The 25,454-nt window shown below is 34.5% G+C and carries 34 protein-coding genes and 1 tRNA gene; 12 read left to right on the top strand and 23 right to left on the bottom strand.

Going from position 1 to position 25,454, the window contains the following annotated elements; genetic code table 11:
* Positions 1-25: 25 nt before the first annotated feature.
* The 3 genes from OA86_RS06955 to OA86_RS06945 are packed head-to-tail and all read left to right on the top strand — an operon-like array spanning position 26 to position 2,218.
* Positions 26-778, top strand: coding sequence for an MlaE family ABC transporter permease (locus OA86_RS06955; protein WP_039350903.1), 753 nt, complete (start codon positions 26-28; stop codon positions 776-778).
* On the top strand, positions 778-1,596 hold the full coding sequence (locus OA86_RS06950; protein ID WP_039350900.1) for an ABC transporter ATP-binding protein: 819 nt from the start codon (positions 778-780) through the stop codon (positions 1,594-1,596). Before OA86_RS06955 ends, OA86_RS06950 begins: the two co-directional genes overlap by 1 nt.
* Positions 1,580-2,218: an outer membrane beta-barrel protein gene (locus OA86_RS06945; protein WP_039350898.1), complete on the top strand. Its 639-nt coding sequence runs from the start codon at positions 1,580-1,582 to the stop codon at positions 2,216-2,218. Before OA86_RS06950 ends, OA86_RS06945 begins: the two co-directional genes overlap by 17 nt.
* A gap of 36 nt (positions 2,219-2,254) precedes the next feature.
* Here OA86_RS06945 and OA86_RS06940 read toward each other — a convergent pair whose 3' ends face one another.
* Positions 2,255-2,578: a DUF1049 domain-containing protein gene (locus tag OA86_RS06940; RefSeq protein WP_039350895.1), complete on the bottom strand. Its 324-nt coding sequence runs from the start codon at positions 2,576-2,578 to the stop codon at positions 2,255-2,257.
* Positions 2,579-2,650: 72 nt separating this feature from the next.
* Positions 2,651-3,460: a M48 family metallopeptidase gene (locus OA86_RS06935; protein ID WP_039350893.1), complete on the bottom strand. Its 810-nt coding sequence runs from the start codon at positions 3,458-3,460 to the stop codon at positions 2,651-2,653.
* Between the two features lie 125 nt (positions 3,461-3,585).
* On the opposite strand from OA86_RS06935, the gene OA86_RS06930 reads away from it, so the two are divergent.
* Positions 3,586-4,098: a DUF4251 domain-containing protein gene (locus OA86_RS06930; RefSeq protein ID WP_246008031.1), complete on the top strand. Its 513-nt coding sequence runs from the start codon at positions 3,586-3,588 to the stop codon at positions 4,096-4,098.
* Here the strand turns inward: OA86_RS06930 and meaB are convergent, their stop codons facing one another.
* Complete coding sequence (meaB, locus tag OA86_RS06925) at positions 4,099-5,082, bottom strand: methylmalonyl Co-A mutase-associated GTPase MeaB (RefSeq protein WP_039350886.1); 984 nt, start codon at positions 5,080-5,082, stop codon at positions 4,099-4,101.
* 150 nt (positions 5,083-5,232) lie between these two features.
* Here meaB and OA86_RS06920 point away from each other — a divergent pair, with 150 nt between their 5' ends.
* The 4 genes from OA86_RS06920 (at position 5,233) to OA86_RS06905 (ending at position 7,116) form a co-directional block, all read left to right on the top strand.
* Positions 5,233-5,583 (top strand): cytochrome C, encoded by a 351-nt coding sequence (locus tag OA86_RS06920; RefSeq protein ID WP_260241700.1) that lies wholly within the window; start codon positions 5,233-5,235, stop codon positions 5,581-5,583.
* Between the two features lie 13 nt (positions 5,584-5,596).
* On the top strand, positions 5,597-5,941 hold the full coding sequence (locus tag OA86_RS06915; RefSeq protein WP_039350884.1) for a tRNA-binding protein: 345 nt from the start codon (positions 5,597-5,599) through the stop codon (positions 5,939-5,941).
* A gap of 57 nt (positions 5,942-5,998) precedes the next feature.
* On the top strand, positions 5,999-6,694 hold the full coding sequence (locus tag OA86_RS06910; protein ID WP_039350880.1) for a 3'-5' exonuclease: 696 nt from the start codon (positions 5,999-6,001) through the stop codon (positions 6,692-6,694).
* 95 nt (positions 6,695-6,789) lie between these two features.
* Entirely contained in the window at positions 6,790-7,116 is a 327-nt protein-coding gene (locus OA86_RS06905; RefSeq protein WP_039350877.1) for an SUF system Fe-S cluster assembly protein, read from the top strand.
* A 46-nt stretch (positions 7,117-7,162) separates the two neighbouring features.
* Here the strand turns inward: OA86_RS06905 and OA86_RS06900 are convergent, their stop codons facing one another.
* Positions 7,163-7,567: an OsmC family protein gene (locus OA86_RS06900; RefSeq protein WP_039350874.1), complete on the bottom strand. Its 405-nt coding sequence runs from the start codon at positions 7,565-7,567 to the stop codon at positions 7,163-7,165.
* A 146-nt stretch (positions 7,568-7,713) separates the two neighbouring features.
* Positions 7,714-8,562 carry a hydroxymethylglutaryl-CoA lyase-like TIM-barrel protein gene (locus OA86_RS06895; protein ID WP_039350871.1) on the bottom strand — a complete coding sequence of 283 codons (849 nt, stop codon included), beginning with the start codon at positions 8,560-8,562 and terminating at the stop codon, positions 7,714-7,716.
* A gap of 173 nt (positions 8,563-8,735) precedes the next feature.
* Here OA86_RS06895 and pepT point away from each other — a divergent pair, with 173 nt between their 5' ends.
* Positions 8,736-9,995 (top strand): peptidase T, encoded by a 1,260-nt coding sequence (gene pepT, locus OA86_RS06890; protein WP_039350868.1) that lies wholly within the window; start codon positions 8,736-8,738, stop codon positions 9,993-9,995.
* 182 nt (positions 9,996-10,177) lie between these two features.
* On the opposite strand, the gene OA86_RS06885 is transcribed toward pepT, so the two are convergent.
* The 3 genes from OA86_RS06885 to OA86_RS06875 all read right to left on the bottom strand — a co-directional run bounded on the left by OA86_RS06885 (position 10,178) and on the right by OA86_RS06875 (position 12,216).
* Positions 10,178-10,251, bottom strand: a tRNA-Asn gene (locus tag OA86_RS06885).
* 74 nt (positions 10,252-10,325) lie between these two features.
* Positions 10,326-11,663: an RIP metalloprotease RseP gene (gene rseP / locus OA86_RS06880; RefSeq protein WP_039350865.1), complete on the bottom strand. Its 1,338-nt coding sequence runs from the start codon at positions 11,661-11,663 to the stop codon at positions 10,326-10,328.
* 109 nt (positions 11,664-11,772) lie between these two features.
* Positions 11,773-12,216 (bottom strand): DUF6646 family protein, encoded by a 444-nt coding sequence (locus OA86_RS06875; protein ID WP_039350862.1) that lies wholly within the window; start codon positions 12,214-12,216, stop codon positions 11,773-11,775.
* A gap of 118 nt (positions 12,217-12,334) precedes the next feature.
* Here OA86_RS06875 and OA86_RS06870 point away from each other — a divergent pair, with 118 nt between their 5' ends.
* Positions 12,335-13,096: an amidohydrolase gene (locus tag OA86_RS06870; protein WP_039350859.1), complete on the top strand. Its 762-nt coding sequence runs from the start codon at positions 12,335-12,337 to the stop codon at positions 13,094-13,096.
* A 4-nt stretch (positions 13,097-13,100) separates the two neighbouring features.
* Here OA86_RS06870 and OA86_RS06865 read toward each other — a convergent pair whose 3' ends face one another.
* From OA86_RS06865 to OA86_RS06800, 15 genes are all read right to left on the bottom strand, one after another.
* Entirely contained in the window at positions 13,101-13,406 is a 306-nt protein-coding gene (locus tag OA86_RS06865; RefSeq protein WP_039350856.1) for a thioredoxin family protein, read from the bottom strand.
* Between the two features lie 40 nt (positions 13,407-13,446).
* Positions 13,447-13,659, bottom strand: a complete 213-nt coding sequence (locus OA86_RS06860) for a hypothetical protein (RefSeq protein ID WP_039350852.1) — start codon at positions 13,657-13,659, stop codon at positions 13,447-13,449.
* Positions 13,656-13,964 (bottom strand): rhodanese-like domain-containing protein, encoded by a 309-nt coding sequence (locus tag OA86_RS06855; protein ID WP_039350850.1) that lies wholly within the window; start codon positions 13,962-13,964, stop codon positions 13,656-13,658. Before OA86_RS06855 ends, OA86_RS06860 begins: the two co-directional genes overlap by 4 nt.
* The gene (locus tag OA86_RS06850; RefSeq protein ID WP_246008030.1) at positions 13,957-14,172 is read right to left on the bottom strand and encodes a DUF6132 family protein; all 216 of its coding nucleotides are present in this window, start codon (positions 14,170-14,172) and stop codon (positions 13,957-13,959) included. Before OA86_RS06850 ends, OA86_RS06855 begins: the two co-directional genes overlap by 8 nt.
* A 5-nt stretch (positions 14,173-14,177) precedes the next feature.
* Positions 14,178-14,381: a YgaP family membrane protein gene (locus OA86_RS06845; protein ID WP_039350847.1), complete on the bottom strand. Its 204-nt coding sequence runs from the start codon at positions 14,379-14,381 to the stop codon at positions 14,178-14,180.
* A 1-nt stretch (position 14,382) separates the two neighbouring features.
* Complete coding sequence (locus OA86_RS06840; protein ID WP_039350845.1) at positions 14,383-15,003, bottom strand: methyltransferase domain-containing protein; 621 nt, start codon at positions 15,001-15,003, stop codon at positions 14,383-14,385.
* Positions 15,003-15,299 (bottom strand): cupin domain-containing protein, encoded by a 297-nt coding sequence (locus OA86_RS15285; RefSeq protein WP_052257426.1) that lies wholly within the window; start codon positions 15,297-15,299, stop codon positions 15,003-15,005. Before OA86_RS15285 ends, OA86_RS06840 begins: the two co-directional genes overlap by 1 nt.
* A gap of 4 nt (positions 15,300-15,303) precedes the next feature.
* Positions 15,304-15,675 carry a rhodanese-like domain-containing protein gene (locus OA86_RS15280; RefSeq protein WP_052257425.1) on the bottom strand — a complete coding sequence of 124 codons (372 nt, stop codon included), beginning with the start codon at positions 15,673-15,675 and terminating at the stop codon, positions 15,304-15,306.
* A gap of 2 nt (positions 15,676-15,677) precedes the next feature.
* Positions 15,678-17,084, bottom strand: coding sequence for an MBL fold metallo-hydrolase (locus OA86_RS06830; RefSeq protein WP_039350842.1), 1,407 nt, complete (start codon positions 17,082-17,084; stop codon positions 15,678-15,680).
* Positions 17,085-17,158: 74 nt separating this feature from the next.
* Positions 17,159-17,524 (bottom strand): hypothetical protein, encoded by a 366-nt coding sequence (locus tag OA86_RS15275; protein ID WP_052257424.1) that lies wholly within the window; start codon positions 17,522-17,524, stop codon positions 17,159-17,161.
* Between the two features lie 2 nt (positions 17,525-17,526).
* Entirely contained in the window at positions 17,527-18,327 is an 801-nt protein-coding gene (locus OA86_RS06820; protein ID WP_039350839.1) for a sulfite exporter TauE/SafE family protein, read from the bottom strand.
* Between the two features lie 81 nt (positions 18,328-18,408).
* A complete protein-coding gene (locus tag OA86_RS06815) occupies positions 18,409-18,852 on the bottom strand; it encodes a hypothetical protein (protein WP_039350836.1) in 444 nt (147 codons plus the stop codon).
* Between the two features lie 93 nt (positions 18,853-18,945).
* Positions 18,946-20,937: a TonB-dependent receptor plug domain-containing protein gene (locus OA86_RS06810; protein WP_039350833.1), complete on the bottom strand. Its 1,992-nt coding sequence runs from the start codon at positions 20,935-20,937 to the stop codon at positions 18,946-18,948.
* Positions 20,938-21,062: 125 nt separating this feature from the next.
* Positions 21,063-21,929: a hypothetical protein gene (locus OA86_RS06805; RefSeq protein WP_052257423.1), complete on the bottom strand. Its 867-nt coding sequence runs from the start codon at positions 21,927-21,929 to the stop codon at positions 21,063-21,065.
* 113 nt (positions 21,930-22,042) lie between these two features.
* Positions 22,043-22,336 (bottom strand): hypothetical protein, encoded by a 294-nt coding sequence (locus OA86_RS06800; protein WP_052257422.1) that lies wholly within the window; start codon positions 22,334-22,336, stop codon positions 22,043-22,045.
* A gap of 203 nt (positions 22,337-22,539) precedes the next feature.
* On the opposite strand from OA86_RS06800, the gene OA86_RS06795 reads away from it, so the two are divergent.
* Together OA86_RS06795 and OA86_RS06790 are read left to right on the top strand one after the other, a co-directional pair.
* Complete coding sequence (locus tag OA86_RS06795) at positions 22,540-24,063, top strand: helicase HerA-like domain-containing protein (RefSeq protein WP_039350831.1); 1,524 nt, start codon at positions 22,540-22,542, stop codon at positions 24,061-24,063.
* A gap of 52 nt (positions 24,064-24,115) precedes the next feature.
* Positions 24,116-25,342 carry a 3'-5' exonuclease gene (locus tag OA86_RS06790; protein WP_039350829.1) on the top strand — a complete coding sequence of 409 codons (1,227 nt, stop codon included), beginning with the start codon at positions 24,116-24,118 and terminating at the stop codon, positions 25,340-25,342.
* The last annotated feature ends 112 nt before the right edge of the window (positions 25,343-25,454 follow it).

The following is a 25,454-nucleotide window of genomic DNA, read 5'->3' as shown; positions in this document are numbered from 1 at the left end:
AAAATAAAAACACTAATTTAGCAGAATGTTAAAAAGATTTTTGAGTGAGATAGGAGCATACTTCCTTTTATTATCTAAAACCTTAAAAAGACCGCAGAAAGCCGCAATATTTGGCAAACTTTTTATGCGCGAAGTTTATGATTTAGGTGTTAATTCTTTTGGATTAGTACTTTTTACTTCCACGTTTGTGGGTGCAGTTGTGGCGATTCAAATGTTTAATAATTTCAGTGCTTCCTCTTTTCCAGTTCCTAATTCCTTTGTGGGTTATGCGACCAAAGTGGTACTGATTCTGGAATTTGCGCCAACTATTATTTCAGTAGTTCTTGCAGGTAAAGTAGGATCGTATATTGCATCAAGTATCGGAACAATGCGGGTTACGGAACAAATCGACGCTCTTGATATTATGGGTGTTAACTCTCCAAATTTTTTGATCCTACCGAAAATTTTAGCCAGTATTATTTTTAATCCTTTACTGATCGCAATTAGTATCGTTTTCGGAATTTGGGGTGGTTATCTTGCAGGAATTGCGACAGGAAGCTGGAGCAAAGCAGATTATATTACGGGAGTTCAAATGTACATGCCGCAACATTTTATTTGGTACGCTTTTCTTAAAACTGCCGTTTTTGCATTTTTAATTGCGACCATTCCGGCTTATTTTGGATACAATGTTAAAGGTGGTTCCCTGGAAGTAGGCCGTGCAAGTACACAAGCAGTAGTTTGGACGATTGTCTCAATCATTATCATGAACTTAATATTAACTCAAATGTTCCTAAGCTAATGATTGAAATTAAAGATCTTAAGAAAAGTTTTGATACCATGGAAGTTCTGAAAGGAATTTCCACCACTTTTGAAACCGGAAAAGTAAACCTCATTATCGGACAAAGTGGTTCGGGAAAAACTGTTTTTCTGAAAAGTTTACTGAATGTTTATCAGCCGACTTCGGGAGAAATCCTGTTTGACGGTAGAGATATCAATAAAATGGGTCGGGAAGATAAACAACAGCTTCGTTCTGAAATTGGCACCGTTTTTCAGGGTAGTGCGCTTTTCGATTCCATGACGGTGGAAGAAAACATTACATTTCCTTTGGATATGTTTACGAATTTAACTTTCAGAGAAAAGAAAAGACGTGCATTCGAAGTTATTGGCCGCGTTCATTTAGAAAAAGCCAACCGAAAATATCCTTCAGAAATTTCGGGTGGAATGCAAAAAAGAGTTGCTATTGCACGAGCAATTGTGAATAATCCCAAATATTTGTTTTGCGATGAGCCTAATTCAGGACTCGATCCTTATACTTCTAATATTATTGATGATTTACTATTAGAAATAACCAAAGAATACAATACCACAACCATCATTAACTCCCATGATATGAACTCTGTGATGACCATCGGTGAAAAAATAATTTATTTGCGCGATGGTATTAAAGAGTGGGAAGGTGACAAAGATATCCTCATCAATGCAGGCAATAAAAACCTCATCGATTTCGTTTATTCATCAGAGTTATTTAAGGAATTACGGGAATATTTTCTGGAAACCAACAAAACATCAATTGACAATATTATAACAAAACCCCCATTAAATGAAGAAAATTCTTAGTATAGTTTTACTTTCCAGCGCAGTTTGTGCTTCTGCTCAACTTTCTTTTGCTGCAAAAGCAAATGTCTTGATCCCTACGAGTTCAGCATCCTGGCAAAATTTAAAAACTGCTACTTCCACTGCATTTACGGAGAGTGGAAAAAATATTATTGGTTTCAATGCAGGTTTATCGATGAAAGTAAATTTACCAACCGCATTCTACGTAATGCCTGAAATTTATTACACCAATTTCAGCAATGAAGTTACTGTTTCAAACGATATATCAGCTCAGAAAACAACCATCAAAGCGAAAACAAGCCGAATTGATATTCCTGTTTTGCTGGGTTATAATCTTTTGGGAAATACTTTGAGCGCTTATGTTGGACCTGTTGCCAGTTTTAATCTTGCAAAAGACGAGAATTATGACAGTTTTTCTCAAAAAGTTAATGCCAAAGAATTTTCTGTTGGTTACCAAATTGGGGTACAAAGTGAAATCTCGAAATTGATTTTATCTGCAAAATACGAAGGAGCTTTCTCGAGCGATCAGAGAAAATTCATCAATACTGTTGCAGGATCTAGTCAGGAAATTAATTATGATAACAGATCAAGTGTTTTCATGTTAGGTCTGGGTTACAAATTCTAGAAGAAAAATTACTTTAAATAAAAGAAATCCTCAGAATTAATAGTTCTGAGGATTTTGATTTTCGTCTGGTACATAAGTTACGGTTTGTTGCTTAGCCAATTCTGCAGCCTGCTTTTCCAGATCTTCATTTTCTCTTCTAAGTTGTTTTAGTTCTTGTTTTTTCTGCTCGTTACGAACAGCTGATCCTTTACTTGCATAACCCACAATTCCACCTATAATTAATCCAATGCCAATTCCCGCGAGAATTCCCATTAAGGTCATGGGTTCAAAAAGCTTCACTGCAGAAAACTGAGGCTGTAGATAATATAGTAGAAATGCCAATCCTAAAAGTAGAAAACCTATAAATGTTAAATTTTTCATAATAATGTAATTAAAAAACCTTCCCAAATTTAAGAATTTTTCGGGAAGGTTAATGATTTATATTTAATTGCCTTAGACTTTACCGCCTGAAGCTTTATAATATTGCAAAGCTTTTGCCATGTGTGCATCTAAATCGGCTCTTCTGGTATCAGGATTTGGGTGAGTAGAAAGAAATTCAGGTTGTCTATTTCCTGTGGAAGCAGCTTCCATTCTTTGCCAGAAAGGTTGAGCCTCTCTAGGATCGTAACCCGCCATTGACATTAAATAAAGTCCCATTTCATCAGCTTCAAGCTCTTGGCTTCTGCCATATTTCAATAAAGCGACTTGTGCTCCAATTGGATAAACCTGTTGAAAAATTGCAGCCATTTGTCCGTTTGAAATAGTACTACCTAATATTGCTCCACCATATTGTGCAATCATTGATTGCGAAATTCTTTCGTTACCGTGTCCTGCAAGTGCATGAGAAATTTCATGACCTAAAACTACGGCTAAACCTGTATCTGTTTTGGTAATTGGTAAAATTCCTGTATAAACTGCTACTTTTCCGCCCGGCATGCACCACGCATTTATTTGCTTATCGTCGATCAGATTAAATTCCCACTTATAATTGGCTAAATCTCCTTCTCTTCCAATGTTTCGGTAATAATTATTGGCAGCATTTTTAATTCTCATACCAACATTTTGAATACTTCTTGCGGCTGTAGTTCCAGTAATAACTTTAGATTGAGATAATGTCTGTCTATATTGCTGTAATGCCATTGCTGAAATTTCTTGATTATTGGCTAGTTGAAGAGATTGCCTTCCTGTTATTGGATTCGTAGTACAAGCAACCATAGCAAAAGATATTGCACAAGCTCCTAAAAATTTATTTAATGTTTTCATATCTATAGTATTACAATTTTAGTTCCTAAATCAATTTTTATTCCAAATAAAATACGACTTCCTCTTATAGCATAATTATTGTAGCAGTTACAGGAAAAAGAAAGATGAAAAATTTATATAAAATAATGACAGCAGCGTTAATGATAATTGCATTAAATTCCTGTGATTCACAAAACAATATTGCACCGGAAAAAGTGACTTCATTATTACAATCTACCGAATTCACATTTATGGCCGAAAAGGCAAATCCCACAAGTTACGATGTGGTCAATGTACTGAATTCTCTACCCAATTCTAGTGCTTCTAATATTTTGAACCTCGATTATGGTTACACTGTGGAAATAAAAAAAGATGAAATAAAAGTTGATTTGCCTTACTTCGGGACAATGTACACGCCGAATTTTGACAGTGAAAAGAATTCGTTCCGATTCACTTCAAAAGATTTTAAGATCAATAAAACTGCCGGAAAAAAAGGAAGTACAGTTTATACGATTCTAACTAAAGATCAACAGAACATTAATAATATCATATTGGAAGTTTATAAGAATGGTAAAGCCTATCTTTCAATTCGTGCAAATGACCGACAATCAATTTCCTATGATGGTTACATAATGGCAAATAAAAAAGTCAAAAAATAATTACTTATTCATTAACTTCTCGACAAACATTTTTGCTTCCGAACTTGGATTAGATTTCAGTTCGGCAGCATTTTTTTTGTGTAATTCATAAAAGTTTTCTACCGATTTTTCTTCTTTTGTTTTTTGAAGAATATATTGCTGAACCCAATAATCAAAGCGCTTCTCTGCTTGATACTGTCGAACTTTTTCGAAAGTTTTATTCTTTAATTTTAAAGAAATAAATTCGTCTACCTTTAGATAAACTTCCTCCAAACCTTTATTTTTCAAAGCAGAACCGAGCAAAACGGGAACTTTCCAATTATGTTCTTTTGAAGGTAAAAAATGAAGTGCTCTCAGCAATTCTACTTTCGTGTTTTTTGCTTTAATAATGTTATCTTCTTCCACTTTATTAATGAAAATCACATCGACCATTTCCATAATTCCGCGCTTTATTCCCTGAAGTTCGTCGCCACCTCCAATGATTTTCAAAAACAGAAAAATATCTGTTATATCAGAAACCAAAACTTCGCTCTGTCCTACTCCAACGGTTTCAATTAAAATACTATCATAACCAGCTGCTTCACAAATCATCATCGTCTCAAAGGTCGTATTCGCAACACCACCCAAAAAACCAGAAGTTGGCGAAGGTCGAATAAAAGCGTTTTCTTCTTTCGCAAGTTCTTCCATTCTGGTTTTATCGCCCAAAATGGAACCTTTATTAAGAGAAGAACTTGGATCGATTGCCAAAACCGCAACTTTCTTACCTTTTTCGATAAGGAGTTTTCCAAAATTTTCTATAAAGGTAGATTTTCCGGCACCTGGAACTCCTGTAATTCCAATTCGTATAGAATTTCCGGTCAAAGGCATTATCTCTTTTAATAATTCTTCGGCTTGCGTACGATGTTCTGGCTTTTTACTTTCAACTAAAGTGATGGCTTTACCAATCAAGCGTTTATCACCTGATTTAATTCCGTTGATCAATTCCTGTGTAGAAAGATTTTCCATGAACTCAAAAATACAAATGTTTTTCTTAAAACCATCCAATTCATCAACATCAATTCAGTTTTCACTATTATTTCCAACAAGATTTAAAGTCTTAATTTTGAATATCCCAGAGACAAAAACATTTATAAGAAGAAATTTGTTTATTTTTGAATGAAACAAAACATTAAATTTATGAAAGCGAAAATTCTGCAAAAAAACGAAAACACTTCTTTAGTAACTAAAACAGTATTATTTGCAGCGATCTCAACAATAGGATTTTTAACTTCCTGCACCACAAAACCTGCTATTATAGAAGGAACTAAAGCGAATACGGTAGAAAAACTTGCGATGGGAAAAACAGTTTTTGAAAATTCGTGCGCAAAATGCCACGACTTACCAAATCCGGTTGATCATTCTGCACAAGACTGGGTTGGAATTATGAATTCAATGGCGCCGAAAGCAAAATTAAACGATGCGCAACATGCGATTGTTTACGATTATATTGTTTCTGTAAAAAAATAAATTTTATTTTCAAATGAATATTAAACCGGAAATATCCTGGCTGGATTTCGAAAAAGTAGATATGAGAAGCGGAACAATTATTTCCGTTTCAGATTTCCCGGAAGCTAGAAATCCGTCTTATCAATTAGAAATCGATTTCGGAGTTTTGGGCATTAAAAAATCATCGGCTCAGATTACAGATCTATATCAAAAAGAACAACTTTTAGGAAAGCAAATTGTGGCGGTCGTCAACTTTCCAAAAAAACAAATTGCCAAATTTTTGAGCGAATGTTTGATCCTTGGTATTTACGGAGATAACAAAGAAGTTACCCTTTTGAGTCCGACAATTCCTGTGAAAAATGGTTTTCAAGTTGGTTAATTTTGATCGTAAATTTTCAAGATTGTAAATTCTTTTTTTAAATAAAATTCATAAATCATGTTACAAACAATTCCAATTGACAAAGTTTTATTTCTTGATATCGAAACCGTTCCTCAAGTCGGGAATTGGGCAGAGTTAGATGAATCCACGCAAAAGCTTTGGGATAAAAAAACGCGTTTGCAAAGAAAAGATGATTTCACTGCTGAAGAATTTTACACCGAAAGAGGCGGAATTATGGCAGAATTCGGTAAGATCATCTGCATCTCTGTGGGAATTATGGAGAAAAACGAAAAGATAATGATCAAGAGTTTTTATGGGGATGATGAAAAAAAACTTTTAGAGGAATTTGGAGAAATTTTTAACCGTCCGAAACTTCGCGATGTTATTCTCTGTGCACATAATGGAAAGGAATTTGATTTCCCTTGGATTGCGCGACGTTTTTTAATTAATGGAATGCATCCACCAAAACCTTTCCAACTATTTGGCAAAAAACCTTGGGAAATTCAACATCTCGATACGATGGAATTATGGAAATTCGGTGATTATAAATCTTATGTTTCCTTAGAATTACTGGCGCATGTTTTTGGAATTCCAACTCCGAAAGATGATATCGACGGATCAATGGTAGCATCGATTTATCATATAGAAAAAGACTTATTTAGAATTGTTACATATTGTGAAAAAGATGTCTTAACTTTGGCAAATGTTTTTCGGCGTATGCGTCAGGAAGATATATTACAAAAAAGCGACTAGAAAAATTGATTTTACTTTAAAAATTTAAATGATAAAACTACTGACAACGTGGCGAAAATCAGAATTTTTAAAATGAAAATCTCCAATATTTAATTATGGCATATACAGAAGAACAAATTGCTGACCTCGGCGAAAATATTATAAAATCTTTAAAAACTGTTTACGATCCTGAAATTCCTGTTGATATTTATGAACTTGGTTTAATTTATGACGTACAAATTTCTGAAGAAGGTGCGGTAAAAGTAATTATGACTTTGACGACGCCAAATTGTCCTGTAGCAGAAAGTTTACCCGCAGAAGTTCGCGAAAAAGTTTCTGAAACTGAAGGCGTAAAAGAAGTTGATCTGGAACTTACTTTCGAACCATCCTGGAACAAAGACATGATGAGCGAAGAAGCCCGTTTCGAATTAGGAATGTTCTAAAAAAATAAATGCCGCTTAATTGCGGCATTCTTAATTATAGTTGACTTTATCCCTCAAATTCAAACATTACCGTTTTCTGAATATCGGGATGCATTGATAATGCAACCGGGCAGTTCAGTGCAGTTTCCTCAATAAATTTCTTTTCTTCATCAGTGAATTTTCCTGGAATTCTCATGATACAAAAAATAGTTCCGATTCTTTTCGGTTCCGGATGCGTCGATTTTTTCAGCTCGCAAGTTGCACCGGTAATATCGATTCCTTTATGTTTCCCCAAAACAGCTACAGCCATCAACATTGATTGGCCGTAAGAAATGCCAAAAATATCTGAAGGTGAGAAAAGTTCAGAAGTTCCACCTTCCCGCAGAGGCGCACAAGTAATAATTTCTGCACCAGATTTTTCATGTTGTGAAACAATTTTAAAATCTCCTAAGTAAGTAATTGTTGAGGTCATAGTTATGTGTTTATTTAAAGTTAAAGATAACAATTAAAACCATAAAATAGAAATATGCATTTAAGCTTAAAAATTATGTAAAAAGTTTACTGACAGAAAAATACGTACTTCAAATTTCTATCTTCAATATATGCGATTGCTTCTTCTTAAAAATGAAAAATATCTTTCGCCCGGTTATAAGAACTTTCGAAATTCAATAAATTCAGAGAATGTTCGATTTTTTCTACCGCCATAAAATTGATTACCTGTTCGGTAGGCATATTTCCCACCAAAACATCCTTCGCCATCGGACAACCGCCAATACCTTTGATTGCGGAATCGAATCTGCGACAACCGTTATCATAAGCTGCTTTCAGTTTTTTGTAGGAATCTTCGTATCGGTTATGAAAGTGCGCTCCAAAATCAATATTTGGATATTTAGAAGGGATTTTATCAAATAGAAGTTCAATTTGTTCTAAAGTTCCGGTTCCGGTCGTGTCGGAAAGTAAAATATTTTTAACTCCAATTTCATCAAATCTTTTTGCCCAGAAATCAACATCTTCCCACTTCCACATTTCACCATACGGATTTCCAAATGCCATAGAAAAATAAACATTTAAAACTCTACCGTCGGTTTTTAAAAGATCATTAATTTTCTGAATGTCAGTAAATGCTTCCTCCTGGCTTTTGTTCGTATTTCTGTGTTGAAAAGTTTCTGAAATTGAAAATGGAAATCCTAAAATATCGACTTGATCATGTTTCAAAGCTTTCTCAGCGCCCCGATAATTGGCAACGATCACCGATAATTTTGTGTTAGAAATTCCTTTGTCAATTTCATCAATAACCTGTCCCGAATCTGACATTTGAGGAATTGATTTCGGCGAAACAAAACTGCCGCAATCAAGCACATCAAAACCAACTGACATCAATGAATTAATGTAGTCAATCTTCTTTGAGGTCGGAATAAATTCTCCCCATCCTTGCATCGCATCTCGTGAACATTCAGTTAAAAACATTTTAATTTTGGCTTTCTCAAATATAACAAAACTTTAAAAAAAATTAGAAAATATTTAATTTATTGATATTCATTATTTTAAGCAATAATTGATGATCAATGTTTCAAAAATATTTCCGAAATCGTTGCCGTATCCTCAACGTAAAATTTTAACTTTGTTAAAAATATTACTTTATGATTACCATAGATTTTAATCTTGACTGGAAACTAAAATTACAAAATCGCTTTCTAACTTACGTGAAAATTTATTCTACAAGTGATCCCGAAAGTGAATCTACTCCTTCAACACCACAACAGTGGGATATTGCAAAATATATTTTCGAAGAGTTAAAAACGATGGGTTTAAGCGATGTTTCGATGGATGAAAACGGATATATCTATGCTTATGTTCCTTCCAATTTAGAAAATGACAAAGAACCTGTTGTCGGATTTATTTCGCATTACGATACTTCACCAGATTTTAATGGCAAAGATGTAAATCCTCAAATTTGGGATGATTATGATGGAAAAGATTTGGTTTTGAACTCTGAAACTGGATTTACACTTTCTCCTTCAAAATTTGAAACTTTGAAAGATTATATCGGTAAAACTTTAATTACGACGGATGGAACAAGTTTACTAGGAGCAGATGATAAAGCGGGAGTTGCAGAAATTGTAACGGCTGCAGAATTTTTATTGGCGCATCCTGAAATCAAACATGGCAGAATTGCAATCAGCTTTACTCCAGATGAAGAAATAGGAAGAGGCGCTCACAAATTCGATGTGAAAAAATTCGGTGCAGAATGGGCATATACAATGGACGGAAGCGAAGTTGGCGAACTGGAATATGAAAATTTCAACGCAGCTGGAGCAGTTGTACAAATTCATGGTTTAAGTGTACATCCTGGTTATGCTTTTGGAAAAATGTTGAATGCAAGTTTGTTGGCTGCAGAATTCATCAAAATGCTTCCGGAAAACGAAACTCCTTCTAAAACACAGGAATTCGAAGGGTTTTATCATTTGACCGACTTAAAATCTGATGTTTCAGAAGCGAAAATTCAATACATCATTCGTGATCACGACAATGAAAAATTTGAAAAAAGAAAAAAATTCATCACAGATAAAGTAGCAGAATTCAATAAAAAATTTGGTGAAGGAACCGCGGAAATCGAGATTAAAGAACAGTACCGCAATATGAAGCAGCAGTTTGAAGGCAAGATGCATATTGTTGATATTGCTGAACAAGCTCTGAAAGACGCGAATATTGAGCCTAAAATCAAGGCGATCCGTGGCGGAACTGATGGTGCACAGCTTTCTTATATGGGATTACCTTGTCCGAACATTTTTGCGGGCGGAATTAACTTCCATGGACCGTATGAATATGTTTGTTTAGAATCAATGGAGAAAGCAGTGAAGGTGATCATCAATATTGCGAAAGCAGTGAAGAAAAGATAAATCTGAAAATATTTTATTTAAAACCATCACTTTAATTAGTGGTGGTTTTTTTTACTAATCACCGCTATTAATACTAGATAATTTTCTAATTGACTGACTTTCAAAAGGGAGTAATTTTTGAGATAAATAAATCCTCAGAATTATAGACACAAAAAAACCACCACATTTCTGTGATGGTTTTGCTCCTCTTCTTGGGCTCGAACCAAGGACCCTCTGATTAACAGTCAGATGCTCTAACCAACTGAGCTAAAGAGGAGTGTTGCTCTTTGCGCTAAGCGTCTGCAAATATAAAAACTTTTTTAGTTTTGCCAAAACTTTTATGAGAAAATTTTAAAATTTTCCTGTAATCCATTTCAGGATGTCGTTTCCGAAGATCACGACCATTAACCCTAACAAAAAGATTACTCCAATCATTTGTGCATTTTCTAAAACTTTCTGCGGAACAGGTTTTCCTGTAATCATTTCCCAAAGCGTGAAAACAACGTGGCCACCGTCTAATCCCGGAATCGGAATTAAATTAAGGAAAGCCAGCCACACTGAAAACATTGCCGTAAAACTCCAGAAAAATTCCCAGTTAATTTCTTTTGGCATTTGTTTGATAATTCCAATTGGTCCCGAAACTTTCTTGTAACCTTGCGTTTTGGTATTAAAAACAATTTTAAACTGTTTTATTTGCATCGTTAAAACATCAATGGTTCGTGTTAAACCTCTTGGAATTGCCCCTAAAAATGAATACTGCTTCGTTACCTGCGTTTTTTCAAACTCTTTTTGAGCAATGCCAGTATCTGTAGTAAAACCTAATTTACCCTTGTCATCAACCTTAATATCTGTTTTCTGAGGTGCATTATTCCTTTCAATATCTAAAACAACATTTTGATTTTTATGTTGAGAAAGTTCGATTACTAATTCATCAAAGAACTGAACAGGTTTTCCGTTAACGCCTACAATTTTATCACCTTTCAATAATCCAGCAGATTTTGCAGAACCTGTCGGAGTAAGACTATCAATTACTACAGGAAAACGCGGACTGAAATATAATTTGGCTTCATTTTCAGCTAAAACTGCGGCAACACCATCTTCATTTACAGGAAAAGTAATTTCGTTACCACCTCTAAGAACGGTCACCTGATTAGCGAAAAGCATATTAATGGTCGAGGTTTCCATTCTTTCTGCTGGCTTCCCGTCGATCTTTAAAATTTTATCTCCGCTTTGAAGACCCATTTTTTTACCGGCATCCGAAACTGCTATTCCATTCTCAAATTTAGCAAGGTCGTGGTAAGTTTCTCCTTTAAAATAACTTAAGGAAGAATAGATCAACCACGCCAAAAAGAAGTTAACGGTAACCCCGCCCATCATAATGATCAGGCGTTGCCAAGCTGGTTTACTCCGGAATTCCCAAGGTTGAGCAGGCTGTTTTAACTGCTCAGTATCCATACTTTCGTCAACCATTCCTGCGATTTTTACATAGCCACCAAAAGGCAACCACCCAATTCCATATTCGGTATCACCAATCTTCTTTTTAGCAATTGAAAACCATGGATCAAAGAAAAGATAGAATTTTTCCACCTTTGTTTTGAATAGTTTAGCAGGTATGAAATGTCCCAGTTCGTGCAGAATTACGAGGATAGAGATGCTCAATATAAATTGAAATAACTGTATTAATGTCATTGAAAATGTTTAAATTATTTAAGATTTGCGAAGATACAAATTATCAAAAGCTTGCCAAATAAAAAAGGCTCTCAAAATGAGAACCTTCTGTCTTATATTTTATAAAGCCTTACAAATTGAATGAAACACCCAAACTTCCGTTGTTACCAGCTTCAAGATAAATACCAATATTATTGTTGAAGAAATATCTTACCCCTACGTGAGCGCCGAAATAAGTTCCACTTTTACCCAAAACCCCTAAATCAACACCTGGATAAATATCCCATTGTGATGGAAGTCCCAACGGATCTTGTAAGTGAAAGTTTAATCTACCAAATACTCCAAAATTATCGTCCTCATATTTTTTATTGTTATGATCAAAGAAAAAATTTGCGCCTGCTCCTACAGAAATAATTTTTGACAAACCATAGTCGTAAGTCCCTGTAATACCCGTTCCGTAGCCCCAACCGTTGAAACCAACTTGTATTTTTTGATCTCCTTTTCCTTGCCAAGCTTGCGCAGATGCCATTTGTCCCAAGAAGAACATTGTGCATATTAATAATAATTTTTTCATAGTCTTTAAATTAAATTTTTAATGGATTTATACCAAGCAAAAACAAGACCAAAAAAAGAACCTAATCTTAAGTTTTAAAATAAAATTTTGTACATTTAATCGAAGTTTTAGAAGAATTATGAATAACAATTTGAAAGTAAGCGGATTAAATTTTGACATCTCTTGGAAAGATAAATCAGAAAATTTCCGAAGAGTTGAGAAATCTTTAGAAAATGTACAATCTGACCTTTTTATTCTGCCAGAAATGTTTTCCACAGGTTTTTATATGAAGCCAGAAGAAATTGCAGATAGAAATCATGAAACACTGGATTGGATGAAAAGTTTTGCAAAAAAAACGGAAACTGTAATTTGTGGAAGTGTTTCTGTACTAAAAGATAACAACTTTTATAACCGATTTTACTTTGTACTTCCCGACTGCACCTATTACCAATATGACAAGAGACATTTATTTTCTTTTACGGGAGAAGATGAAAAATTTTCTGCGGGGAATGAAAGAATAATTGTTGAATATAAAGGTTGGAGAATTTTATTACAAGTCTGTTACGACTTACGTTTCCCAGTTTTTTCCAGAAACAATGATGATTACGACGCTATTCTATATGTAGCGAACTGGCCGGAAAAGCGAATCGATGCCTGGAACACTTTATTGAAAGCAAGAGCAATTGAAAATCAAGCTTATGTTTTTGGGCTGAACAGAATTGGAATCGATGGTAATAATCTGAACTATCCTGAAAGTTCTTATTGCTTTTTTGCAGATGGAAGTATTATTTCAGAAATTAAAGACGACATTGTTTCCGCGGAATTCAATTTTGAAAAACTGAAAGAGTTTCGGAAAACGTTTCAATTTTTGAATGACAGAGATTCTTTTGATATTAAGTAAAAACTTAAGATTTAGAAAAATCCTGTAATAAATTGGTTAGAGTATTCACATCGTGAACGCCGCTTTCCTTCCAAAGCAATTTGCTATTTTTAAATACGGCTAAAGTTGGAACTCCCCGAACTCCGTATTCTGCTGCGATTGCTGGATATTGATCGATATCAATTTTTATAATTCTCGCCAAATCGCCAATATTTTCTTTCACAGTATTCAAAACAGAAGACTGCACTTTGCACGGACCACACCACGTTGCAAAGAAATCGACTAAAACTGGTCTTTCCGAATTAATTAGTTCTTGAAATTTTTGAGACATAATATTGAGTTTTCGAATTAAGAAATTTATAACTAAAAAATCAGTTTTGAGCTTTGTTATCTTCTTTTGAAAAAGGAACTTCGCAATTTCCGCCAGCACAACCAAATCTGAAGATCGACATTGCGACAAAATAAAGTCCAAACGCAATCATCCACCAAGTTCTGTCGTTAATTGCTATCAAGACGAAGAAAATACCACCTATTAAATAAATTATTCTTCTTAAGTTCCAGTTTTTTAATAAAGTATTCATCATTTTAATTTATTTTGAAGCGAGCTCCAACCGCCTCCATTATACGCTTCGAAACCATTTTGCTTGAGCATCGATTTTGCAGAAGCACTTCTCATTCCACTTGCACAACAAGTTATAATAGGTTTCTTCAAATCTAATTTTTTCATCTCAGCCGCAAGTTTTTGTAAAGGAATATTTTTGGAATTTTTAATGCTTCCATTACTGAATTCACTCGGCGTTCTAACATCGATAATTTGCGCACCATTTTTCATCAGTTCTTTAAAATCAACTGAATTTTTAGCAAAAATATTTTTAATAAAATCAAACATCTTGTGTTGTATTTTTAGGTTTTTGAAACATTGAAAACATTAGGTAACCCATCACCATTCCATAAACTGAAGAATTTAGAGGTTTTGAAGTGATCGAACAAGTGCCAGTTTCACAACCGATAAAATGGTAATAAGCGTAACCCAAAATTCCACCCAGAAAAATACCGAGAATTCCTAATTGGTGCTTTTTAAAAAATTGCATCATCATTAAATTTAATTTTTCTTACAAGTATTCATTCCTAATATACGATAAAGAGGACAAAATCCTACAAAACCAGTTATCGCAAAAATTACGGCTAATACGAGAAGAACAATTCCAACTGCTCCGGGAATATAATTGACATAATAAAGGTAACCGATAATTGCAGCGATTAATACTCTTACGACCCGATCAAAACTTCCCATATTTGCTTTCATCTTATTTTTTTTTGAGGTTAATAAAAATTTCACTTCCTTTTCTAGGTTCGATACTATTATAACATTTCTCCATTTTCTGAATTTCAAAATATTTCTTAAAAATAAATTGATACTCTGGAATACTTCCACCAAAAGGTGGCCCTTTTTTCTCAAAATTTCGGTTGAACATGACACCGATAATTCTTCCATTATCATTTAAGAGATCATGCATTTTCATTGCATATTGATTTCTCAAAAAAGTCGGAATCGCACAGAAAAAAGTCTGTTCTATAACGAGATCATAATTTCCGTGATGCTCAAAAAAATCTTCGCAAACAACATGAATACCTGTTTTCTCTTTGTACTTATTTTCTAGAATTTGCACAGCAATTGGTGCAATATCTAAAATCGTAATAGTCCGAAAGCCAAGATTCCACAGAAACTCAGCTTCGTAACCATTTCCACATCCGGGAATAAGAATTTTCGCTTCCTTATTTGGGTATTGCAAAATATACTCCTCGATTGCTGGCGAAGAATAACCAATATCCCAACCGGTTTCCTTTTTTTGCCACTGATTGTCCCAATAATTTTGATCGAGATTGGTTTGGCAGGAAACGGTTCCACAAGAAAGTTCCTCTTTCATTATAATTCCTGAGCTACGGAAAATAAATTTTCGTCTGAAACTCCTACTACTTCATGTTCTACGTTCACGGGGATTTCGTAAATATCGAATTGTTTCATATTAATGGTTTCGTCTTGAATCAAAAAATTAATTTCCCCCTTTAGCACAACCAATGTCGCTGGAACAGGAGCAATATGTTTTTTCAAAACTGCATTTTTTCCTAATGCAACTGCGAAATACTTAATTTTATCACTTTTTTTGATGGAGAACACATTCGCTTTTTCAGTGCTGAATGTGATGTTTTCTAGTATATTCATTGTATTATTTTTCCTTTTGTATTGCTTCTACATTGTTTAGCGTTTTGCCGAAATAGACATTTTCAACGCCGTTTTTCTTTAGAATTTCCAAAGCTTGTTCTGCCTGAACTCCACGGTTACAAAAAAGAACTACTTTTTTCTGCTTCTTGAAAAAATCGATATTATCTTCGATTTTTGCTAAAGGAATATTGATGGCGCCTTTGGCTGTTTTTTCATTAAATTGTTCTGGAATTCGGACATCAACTAAAGTCGTTGCCGGATCGTTTACAATTTCTTTGAAGTTTGCAGGATTCGTCGTTTCTACGGGAACTTTTGCTGCACATGAAAAAAATAATAGTGCAGCGATTCCCAGATTTAAAAAATATTTCAATTTCATTATTATAACGTTTTACTTTGACACATAAAATTACTTTTTGGAACTGCAGTTTCTTTAATTTTATTGAAACCACCTTCAATTTCGGTAAAATTCCTGATTCCACGGGAATTTAAAATACTGGATGCAATCATACTTCTGTAACCTCCTGCACAATGAACAAAGAAATGTTCGTTCTTATCGATCAAATTTGCCCATTCATTAATATCAGCTAAAGGTCTTTGGAAGGCATCATTCACATGTTCTGCTTCGTACTCACTTTCCTTTCTTACATCAAATACTTTTGAATTTTCGTTGAATTGTTTTTGAAATTCTTCGGGTGAAATTCTATTTACGGTATCAATTTCCTTTCCTGAATTTTTCCAGGATTCAAAACCTCCTTCTAAAAATCCTAAAACCTCATCAAATCCCACACGCGAAACTCTTGTGATCACTTCTTCTTCAGTTCCTAAATCTGCTACTAATACAATCGGTTGTTTTACGTCAACGATCATCGCTCCGACCCATGGTGCAAAATCTCCATTTAAACCAATATTAATAGCATTTGGAATAAAACCTTTATAAAAGTCTTCGGCATCCCGTGTATCTAAAATTAACGCTCCTGCATGTTCTACAATCTCTTCAAAAGTGTCTGCAGACAATGGTTTGTTTCCGTGTTTCATCACCTCATCAAAACTTGCAATTCCTCCTTTATTCATCGCAACATTCATTCCGAAATATTTTGGTGGAGCAGAAAGTCCGTCTAAAACTTCGCGCACAAAAGCTTCCTTATTGGGCTGATTCAGCGCATAATTGGTCTTTTTCTGATTTCCCAAAGTATCTACAGTTTCTTTCTGCATATTTTTTCCACAAGCAGATCCTGCTCCATGAGCAGGATAAACAGTAATGTCATCGGCAAGAGTCATGATTTTACTTTGCAAACTTTCGTACAGTAAGCCAGCCAATTCTTCCTGAGTCATGTGTGCCGCTTTCTGCGCTAAATCTGGTCTTCCAACATCGCCTAAAAACAAGGTGTCTCCTGAAAATATAGCAGTTTCCTTTCCGTTTTCATCGATCAATAGATAAGTGGAACTTTCCATCGTATGACCTGGAGTGTGAAGCACTTTAATTTTTATTTTCCCGACTTCGAAAATTTGATTGTCTTTTGCTATTATTGCTTCAAACTCTGGGTTTGCAGTGGGTCCGTAAACAATAGCAGCACCTGTTTTCATAGACAAATCTACATGTCCTGAAACGAAATCTGCATGAAAATGAGTTTCAAAAATATATTTGAGTTTTACCTGATCTTTTTCTAATCGGTCGATGTATGGTTGTGTTTCCCGGAGTGGATCAATTATTACCGCCTCGTTTTCTGAGACGACATAATAAGCTCCCTGCGCAAGACAACCCGTATATATTTGTTCTATCTTCATTTTTAATGTTTTAAAATTCTCAAATTTTGCACTCCAAAATTTCTAGAGTCAAAATTGGTCAATTATAAATATTTTTACTTATATTCTGAGGAGATTCCCTCTTTATCAGTAAGCTTACCTCCTTTCCCTTCTTGGGTCATCTCCCACATAAAATTTTGGTTAGTGAAGATGGGATTTCCATTTTCATTACTCGTTTTTGCAGAAAGCTTCTCTTCTTTTCCACCAGTTTTCTGAATTTTTACAGCAACTGCATCACCCTCTGCAAAATAAGTGACGGTCACTTCTTCCCCTTTGTTGTTTTTCATTTTCAGGGGTTTCTGAACTTGACTGATTTCTGTGGATGGAGTTTTTGTAACTCCAGAATTTGAAGAATTTTGCTCACTTTTGGAACAAGAATTCAAGAAAAATAATGCAAAAATTGCGATGTATATGTTTTTCATAATTAAAAAAGTTGTTTAAAAAATATTTCTTTAAAGATAATAAAAAGACCCATTACCAAAACTACCCAACCAAATAGGGGTTTTAGTTTGCGGCCATCGATCTGTTTGGCAACAAGGACTCCGATAAAAATTCCTACAATTGCTAAAGCACCGAATTTCAGTAGAAATCCCCAATCTTGATTGACCATTTGCAAAGTACTCAAAAATCCAAATATAGAATTCATTGCGATAATAAAAAGCGAGGTTGCTACTGCTTTTTTCATATTTAATCCTAAAAGCATTACCAAGGCTGGAACAATCAAAAATCCGCCTCCTGCTCCGATTAATCCTGTTATAATTCCTACTAAAAGTCCTTGTGAAATGAGTAGGGTGTAATTGGTTTCCTCAAAATTTCTAAGTCTCGGTCTTTCGCTTTTGCGAATCATTTTGTAGGACGCGATCAACATTAAAACCGAAAAAAGGAGAAGCAGAAACATATCTTTCGTCAATGTAATCCCCCAGCGATTAATAATGATAGGCGGCAAATTAGGCAAAATCAATCTTCGGGAAAATAAAACCCCAAGAATAGAGGGAATTCCGAAAACAAAAGCGGTCTTAAAATCAATCTGTTTCTGTTTGATAAATCCTGCTGAACCGACTAAACTTGTAACTCCTACAACAAAAAGAGAAAGTGCAGTTGCGGTAACAACATCATAACCAAATATATACACAAAAATAGGAACACTCAAAATACTTCCACCGCCACCAATCAGACCCAAAACGAGACCGATAACGATTGCAGAAAAGTATCCTAGTAATTCCATAAATCTATTTCTGGCAAAATTAACTCTTTAAATGAAGTTGCCAAGTAACTAAAGTTACAGAATAAATCTTTCTTTTCAAGGCTAGTTTATAGACAGAATTTTCAAAGCGTCATCACCAATTTTCACCGTATCACCAGTGTTTTTACCTTTAATTTCTTTAAAAATTGGTGCTTTTTCAGAGAATGAAATGACCTCTTTGCTTTCCACTTTGAACACAGGCACAGAAATCCCTATAAAGAGGAAATTTTTATCGGTTTCTATTAAACTTCCGTTCTCGATTTCTGTATGAATGATTTCTTTTTCCTTTTCGAGAAAATTGAGATTCTGAACTGCTTCAGTCATCATTTTTTCAAACCGCAACTGCATATCTTTCGCAATGGATTGATTGGTGAAATCTTCTGAATCATGGGTGCTTTCTTCATCGATATCTGAAGCTGTTTTATACTGATCTACCGATTGTTGCAAACTCTCGATCACTTTATTCTGTTCTTGAATAATTTTGTTGAGAATATTTTTTCTGTTCATGATTATCTATTTTTATATCTAACAAATTTAATGAAAATTTGGTGGAGTTTACTCTTCTAAATGCTAAGATTTCACATTAACCTGAACTCAGAATTACCAGTTAAAATTTAAATTTAGATAGAAATTTCTACCTGGTCTGGGAATTTTATTCCAATCAGAATACGTGGTATAAAAGCGGTCGAAGAGATTTTCTACTCCAACTTTCGCAAGAATTTTACTGCTGTTTACGTTAAACAGATAACCCAAACTTGCATTCATTATAAAATAATCGGGAGTTGCGGACTCGCCATAAATTGCGGCAAAATCTTGGTGTTTTGTATTTCCTAAAACAGACAAATCAGAAGAGAATTTATTTTTTTCAAATTTTAAAGAGGCTTGATAACTAAAAGGACTCATAAACGGAAGATTCTTACCTTGATTGTCTTTTCCTCGCGTGTAAACAAATTGTGTATTCCATTTCAAAGGTTCGGCAAGTTTCACTTCTGTTGATAAACTGATGTTAAATACGGTCGCATAATCTAAAGCGGTATAACTTTTCACCCCATTTGCGCCAATCGTCATTGGAACAAGTTTATCAATTATTTTTCCTACAATATAATCGGAGATATGAAAATAAGACGAAGAAATCTTAGCATTAAATTTATCTTTTTTCATTCCAACAAAAGCGTTGGCTTCCAAAGAAGATTCATTTTTTAAATACGGATTTCCGATATAATCATATTTCTCGAAACTATTAAACAAATAAAATCCATAACCTTCAGAAACAGACGGCGCTCGATCACCATAACCTAAACCAAAACCAGCTTGAAAAATATTTTTATTAAACTCGTAATTTGCGGCGAAACTTTTTAGAATTCGGGATTTTTCGGCCTTCATTTCAGAATAAAAGATCTGCAAACTGTTCAATCCAAATTCACTTTCTACTTTATTTTGATGCATCGTTACTGAAGCTGACAATTTTAAACTTGAATTTTGATTAAAATTAATTTGATCTTCCAAATAAATAGCTTGAGCAAGGGTTCTCACATCGGGCCAGGTTAGCATGAACATTAATTTTTCGTTGGGATCTTCCGGATACATCGTCATTTCTGCACGAGATTTATTGTAAAAACCATTGATATTGAGCAAAAAATGATGTTGATTATAAACCGATTTCAGTTGAGAATAATAGCCAAAAGTTTTGCTCCAACCAGGCATGTCCATGTGAATCGGAACGTTGGGTCTTTTGGTATCATCCATTCTGTGCATGATATTGTTGAAATAAACTTTGGTTTCCCAACTTTTCACAAAATCACTTTGGGGTAACATTTGAAATTTCAAAGAAGTAATCAACGCTTCTGCAATAGAAACATCCATGGGTAAAGCAGGATAACCCACATTATTAGCTTTGTCGTAAATCACAGCAGCTTCGATCAATTTATTTTCGCCCAACTTGACACCAGAAATTCCTGAAATATTCATTTTTCTAAATTGTGAAAATAGAATCTCGGTATTATTTCCGGCTTTGTAATTGTCGGCATCGCGCATCATAAAATTAACATCGGTGTAAAATTTTTCTGTTTTAAAGTTTGTTCCAGCGCCAAAAATCTTCTGGTTATTTACGGTTTCAAATCCGCTGTTTACATTAAAGTTCCACTTTTTTTGACCAAACATCATTTTGTTTCTTTTCAAATCGATGGCTCCTCCAATCGTATTTCCGTGACAGGAACCTTCCTGCCCAGAACTTATCGTTGCTTCGCTGAGATTAGAAACTTCAATGTAAGAAGTGATTGGATCCATTTTGTCAGTACAAGCTCCAAAAATTCGCATTCCATCGATGGTAACCAAAGTTCTTTCCGTCGGCAAACCATTAATGAGCGGTTCCCAAGCATAAGCACCACGTTTGATCATATCTACTTTCGCAGATTTTTGTAAATATTCGTCGATTGAGCCTAAAGATTTATTTTCTTTGCTCGAAATTTTGGTAGTACCGATGACAATAACTTCCTGAATATGTTGAGATTGGGTAGATTCTATGGAACTTTGCTGCGCATTAATATTCGAAAATAGAAGCAGAAGAAAACTCACAAGTATGAAACGTTGCATGATAAAATATTTTGATTAATAAGATGCATTCCTCTTTTAATTAAAGAAATTTTGCATCTAAGAAAATCAAGACTAATTATCTTTAAATCAAATAATTAGTCTTGAAAATTTTTGTTATGAAATGCTTAGAAATCGATTTCGAAAAAGATAGTGCTCGCAAGATTAGTATCTGTAATTTCTTGTCCACCTAAAACAATACCATCTGCTTTTGCCAATTGCAAATTAATCTTCCAATATCCTGTCATGGTTAAGGAAAGTTTTCCGTTGTATAATTTCCCCGCAACTGGTTGTGTAGCGTTTACATTATTGGGCGAACTGTGATTTCCCATTCCGGGCATTCTTGGATCAACTTTTACGGTGTAACCATCTACAACAGGAAAAGTCATCATATCCTGCATTTTCCAAACTCCTACAACCATATCATTAATGGCTACTTTTGGAGATTTAGGTTCAATGTAAACAACGATATATTTCACATTGTCACTTCCCATAAATGAATTGACTGTTTTTTTAGATTCAACAGGAACATTGACCAATGTTGTTGCAGTATACGAAGTTCCAGCGATGCTGTAATCAATTTTCAGATCCCAATATTCTGTCGCATTTTGTGGCATTTGAAAAACAATATACCCAGAATAAAGCGAACCATCAGTCGATACTTTTTCTACAGAAGAATTCGGGCAAGAATGCGTCATCGAAGTCATGTGCATCAATGGTTTCCACGAAACGGTCGCGCTTTTTTCGTACTGATTCGTTGATTTATTTTTAATTCTGAGTTTAATATCGTTGTATCCCAAAATGGTAGTTCCCGATTTAGAATATAATTCGATAACATGAGTATCGTTCGTAATTTCTTTAATTTTTGTTAGCCCTTCGATTTCAGTGTTCGGATTTGTTGGTGTAATTGAATCTACGGTATCTGAAGTTCTACATGACACGATAAGGAAAGCCATTGCCAAAAAGGCAAATATAGTTTTGAATGAAAATTTCATTATTTTTTATTTTAAATTATAACTTGAAAATAGTTTCTCAATCTTTGTGAAAAGATAAAGGCATCGCTTCAATTTCGGGAAGAAAAAGAATTAATGATGAAGAAAAAATCAAGTCATATTTGGGGCGGATGCGGTAGAATATCAAGAAAAATCTCAGAAATATTCCGATCGCGATACGTATAAGTTGTAGAATCAAAAGCTAAAGGCTCATTAATCTTAAAAGAAAATTCTGCAGGTTTTGAGGGCAGAATATTAAATTCAAAAGAATATTTTACCAAATTAAAAGGATTCGAAGATTTCTCGCTTTCCTTTTGCATCTGGCATTTCCCGTGACAATTCATCTCTGGTTTCGATTTATTAATACAATGAATCTCGTAAAAATTTCGGTTGATCTCGTAATCAATCATAAACAACGAGTTTTGAAAACTTGCTGTGAAAATAATAGTGGACAATATGATTGAAAAGATGATCTTCATTTGATATTTCAAAATTAAGACTTTTTTATCTTAATTGAAAATGACATTCATCATTAAATTTAAAAGTTATTTTTGTTATAAAATTAATAATAGTTCAATATTATTTATCTTTAACGCCTTAAATCATTTTCAACATGGCAGATAAAGCGAAATTCATTCAGGAACTTACCACAAAATATGCCCCAAAAGGCGATTTTATCACGTTAGGGAAAGCAATGCTTGACGGTGATGTAGTGACAGAAGTGAATGTAACAATACCTTTGAAAACCATCAATCGGCACGGATTAATTGCCGGTGCCACAGGAACAGGAAAAACAAAAACTTTGCAGGTTTTTGCGGAGCAGCTTTCACATGAGGGAATTCCGTCATTGGTTCTCGATATCAAAGGAGATTTTTCTGGCATTGCAGAAGCTGGAGTGGCAAACGCAATTATTACAGAACGATACGCCAAAACAAAACTGCCTTATCAACCGCAAGCTTTTCCAGTAGAACTCATGTCAATTTCAGGAGAAAAAGGGGTGAAATTAAGAGCTACTGTTACAGAATTTGGTCCAATTTTATTATCGAAAATCTTAGATTTAAATGATACGCAGCAAAGTATCATGTCTATCGTTTTTAAATATTGTGATGACAAAGGTTTACCACTTATCGATTTAGATGATTTGAAAAAAGTTTTGCAATATGTAACCGATAATGCACAAGGAAAAGCAGATTTAGTCAATAATTACGGCTCAATCGCACCGGCGTCGTTAGGAACTATTCTTCGCTCGATCGTAGCACTCGAACAACAAGGGGCCGCACAATTCTTTGGAGAACCAAGTTTCGATGTTACCGATTTACTGAAACAGCGCGACGGAAAAGGCGTTGTGAATATCTTGAGAGTTGCCAATATTCAAAGCAAACCACAATTGTTTTCAACCTTTATGCTTTCCCTATTTGCGGAAATTTATATGACTTTTCCTGAAGAAGGAGATTCAGGGAAACCCAAACTGGTTTTGTTTATTGATGAAGCCCATTTAATTTTTAATGAAGCCAGCAAAGCATTATTAAATCAGATTGAAACGATGGTAAAACTGATCCGTTCGAAAGGAGTCGGAATTTATTTTATTACTCAAATTCCAGGCGATGTTCCCGAAAATGTTTTGTCGCAATTAGGACTGAAAATACAGCACGCTTTACGTGGATTTACGGCGAAAGACAAAAAAGAAATTTCCAAAGCCGTAGAAAATTATCCAACTACAGAATATTATAAAGCCAACGAACTCATCCAAAATATGGGAATTGGAGAAGCTTTCATTACTGCTTTAGATGAAAAAGGAATTCCGACGCCTTTGGTCCATACCTATTTAATTTCACCAGAATCCAGAATGGATGTTTTAAATGACGCCGAAGTTGAGAATTTGACGAGTCGGTCTTCATTGGTAGCGAAATACGAGCAAACCATGAACAAAGATTCTGCTTACGAAATGTTGACGAGCAGAATGGAACAGGCTGTAGAAAATGCAGCTCCAACGGTAAAATCAAGACCTGTAAAAGAAGAACCCGGAGTTTTCGAAAGCGTAATGAAATCGAGAGCGGGACGAACCTTTACAACCACTTTAGCTAGAGAAGGCGCAAAATTTGTATTGGGAATGTTTGGTTTAGGCGGAAGAAAATAAATGTACGATGATCTTTTGTGCAGATGAAGATGGTTAGATAGAAAAAGAAAAAATGTATTCAGTAGTAGATATAGAAAGCAACGGTGCACCTTTCCGTAAAGAAAGCATCATAGAAATCGCAATATATAAGTATGATGGTCATGAAATTGTAGATCAGTTTATTACTTTGGTCAACCCAGAAAGTGAGATCACTCCTTTCGTTCAGAAATTGACAAACATTTCTCAGAGAATGGTGAGATCTGCACCGCATTTTCACGAAATTGCTAAAAGAATTGTCGAAATAACCGATAACACCACTTTGGTCGGTCACAATATTGAATTCGATTACCGAATGCTTCGACAGGAATTCAAAAGACTGGGTTACGAATTTAAGATCAACACCATTGATACAATTCCTTTGGCGAAGAAACTAATTCCCGAGGCGGAAAGTTTTTCTCTGGGGAAACTCGTAAAATCATTAGGAATTCCTTTAGTTGATCAACACAGAGCTTCCGGAGATGCAAGAGCAACTTTGGAACTTTTCAAATTATTGATGTTTAAAGACAAAGATTCTGAAATCATTCAGCAACATCATGAAGAACTGAATGCGAATACGTATCTGAATAAAATAAAACAACTGACGCAGGATCTACCTTTTGAAAGAGGAATTATCTATTTTCAGAATGCAGAAGGAAAAATTATTTTCTTTGATTTCGTAGATGATTTAAGCAAATTTTCCAAAATTCTTTTTAATTCAAAATCTAAACGCTGGAAACAGATTCAGGATGAAGTTTCACAAATTCATTATGATTTAACCGGGAATGACATCCTGGCGAAACTCATCATCAAGACGAAAGGTTTGCAGAAACGCGACAACCTTCAATTCGGACTGTATCATAAAAACGGAAAATATTTTGCAGAGCGAATCAGCAATATCAAAGAAGAACAACCTTTGCTTCGGTTTAAATCTTTTACGCAGGGATTAAAAGCGGTGAGTTTCATTAAAACCCAATCGCAGTTTGAGGATCTTGATGAATTCGAAAAAACTATCAACTTAAAAGGCAGAAATGAACTCTGGCTTTCTGATGGAAGAACGCTTGGTGAAAAATCTTTTTTGATCTTTCAAAAAGGAAAGTTAACCGCTTTTGGATTTTATGAACTTCATACACAGATCAATTCCTGGGAGAAACTTTCAAAATTAAAGATCGATCTAAAATCTTTTCCACCCGATCTGCAGAACGATTTACAACTCGGTCTTTTAAGATGTGATTTTGAAATAATTCCGCTACCTTCAAAATAAATCGTGCAGAATTAAATAAAAAAAATTACTTTTGAAAAAAATTTCACAGAGAAAATAAAAATATGATCATCTCAAAATCTATAAAACAAGTTGCTTCTAAGGGGAAAAAGTT

Origin of the sequence: Kaistella jeonii, from assembly GCF_000812865.1 — a bacterium.
GTDB classification, from domain to species: domain Bacteria; phylum Bacteroidota; class Bacteroidia; order Flavobacteriales; family Weeksellaceae; genus Kaistella; species Kaistella jeonii.
This window is presented reverse-complemented; position numbering and strand designations above follow the sequence as displayed.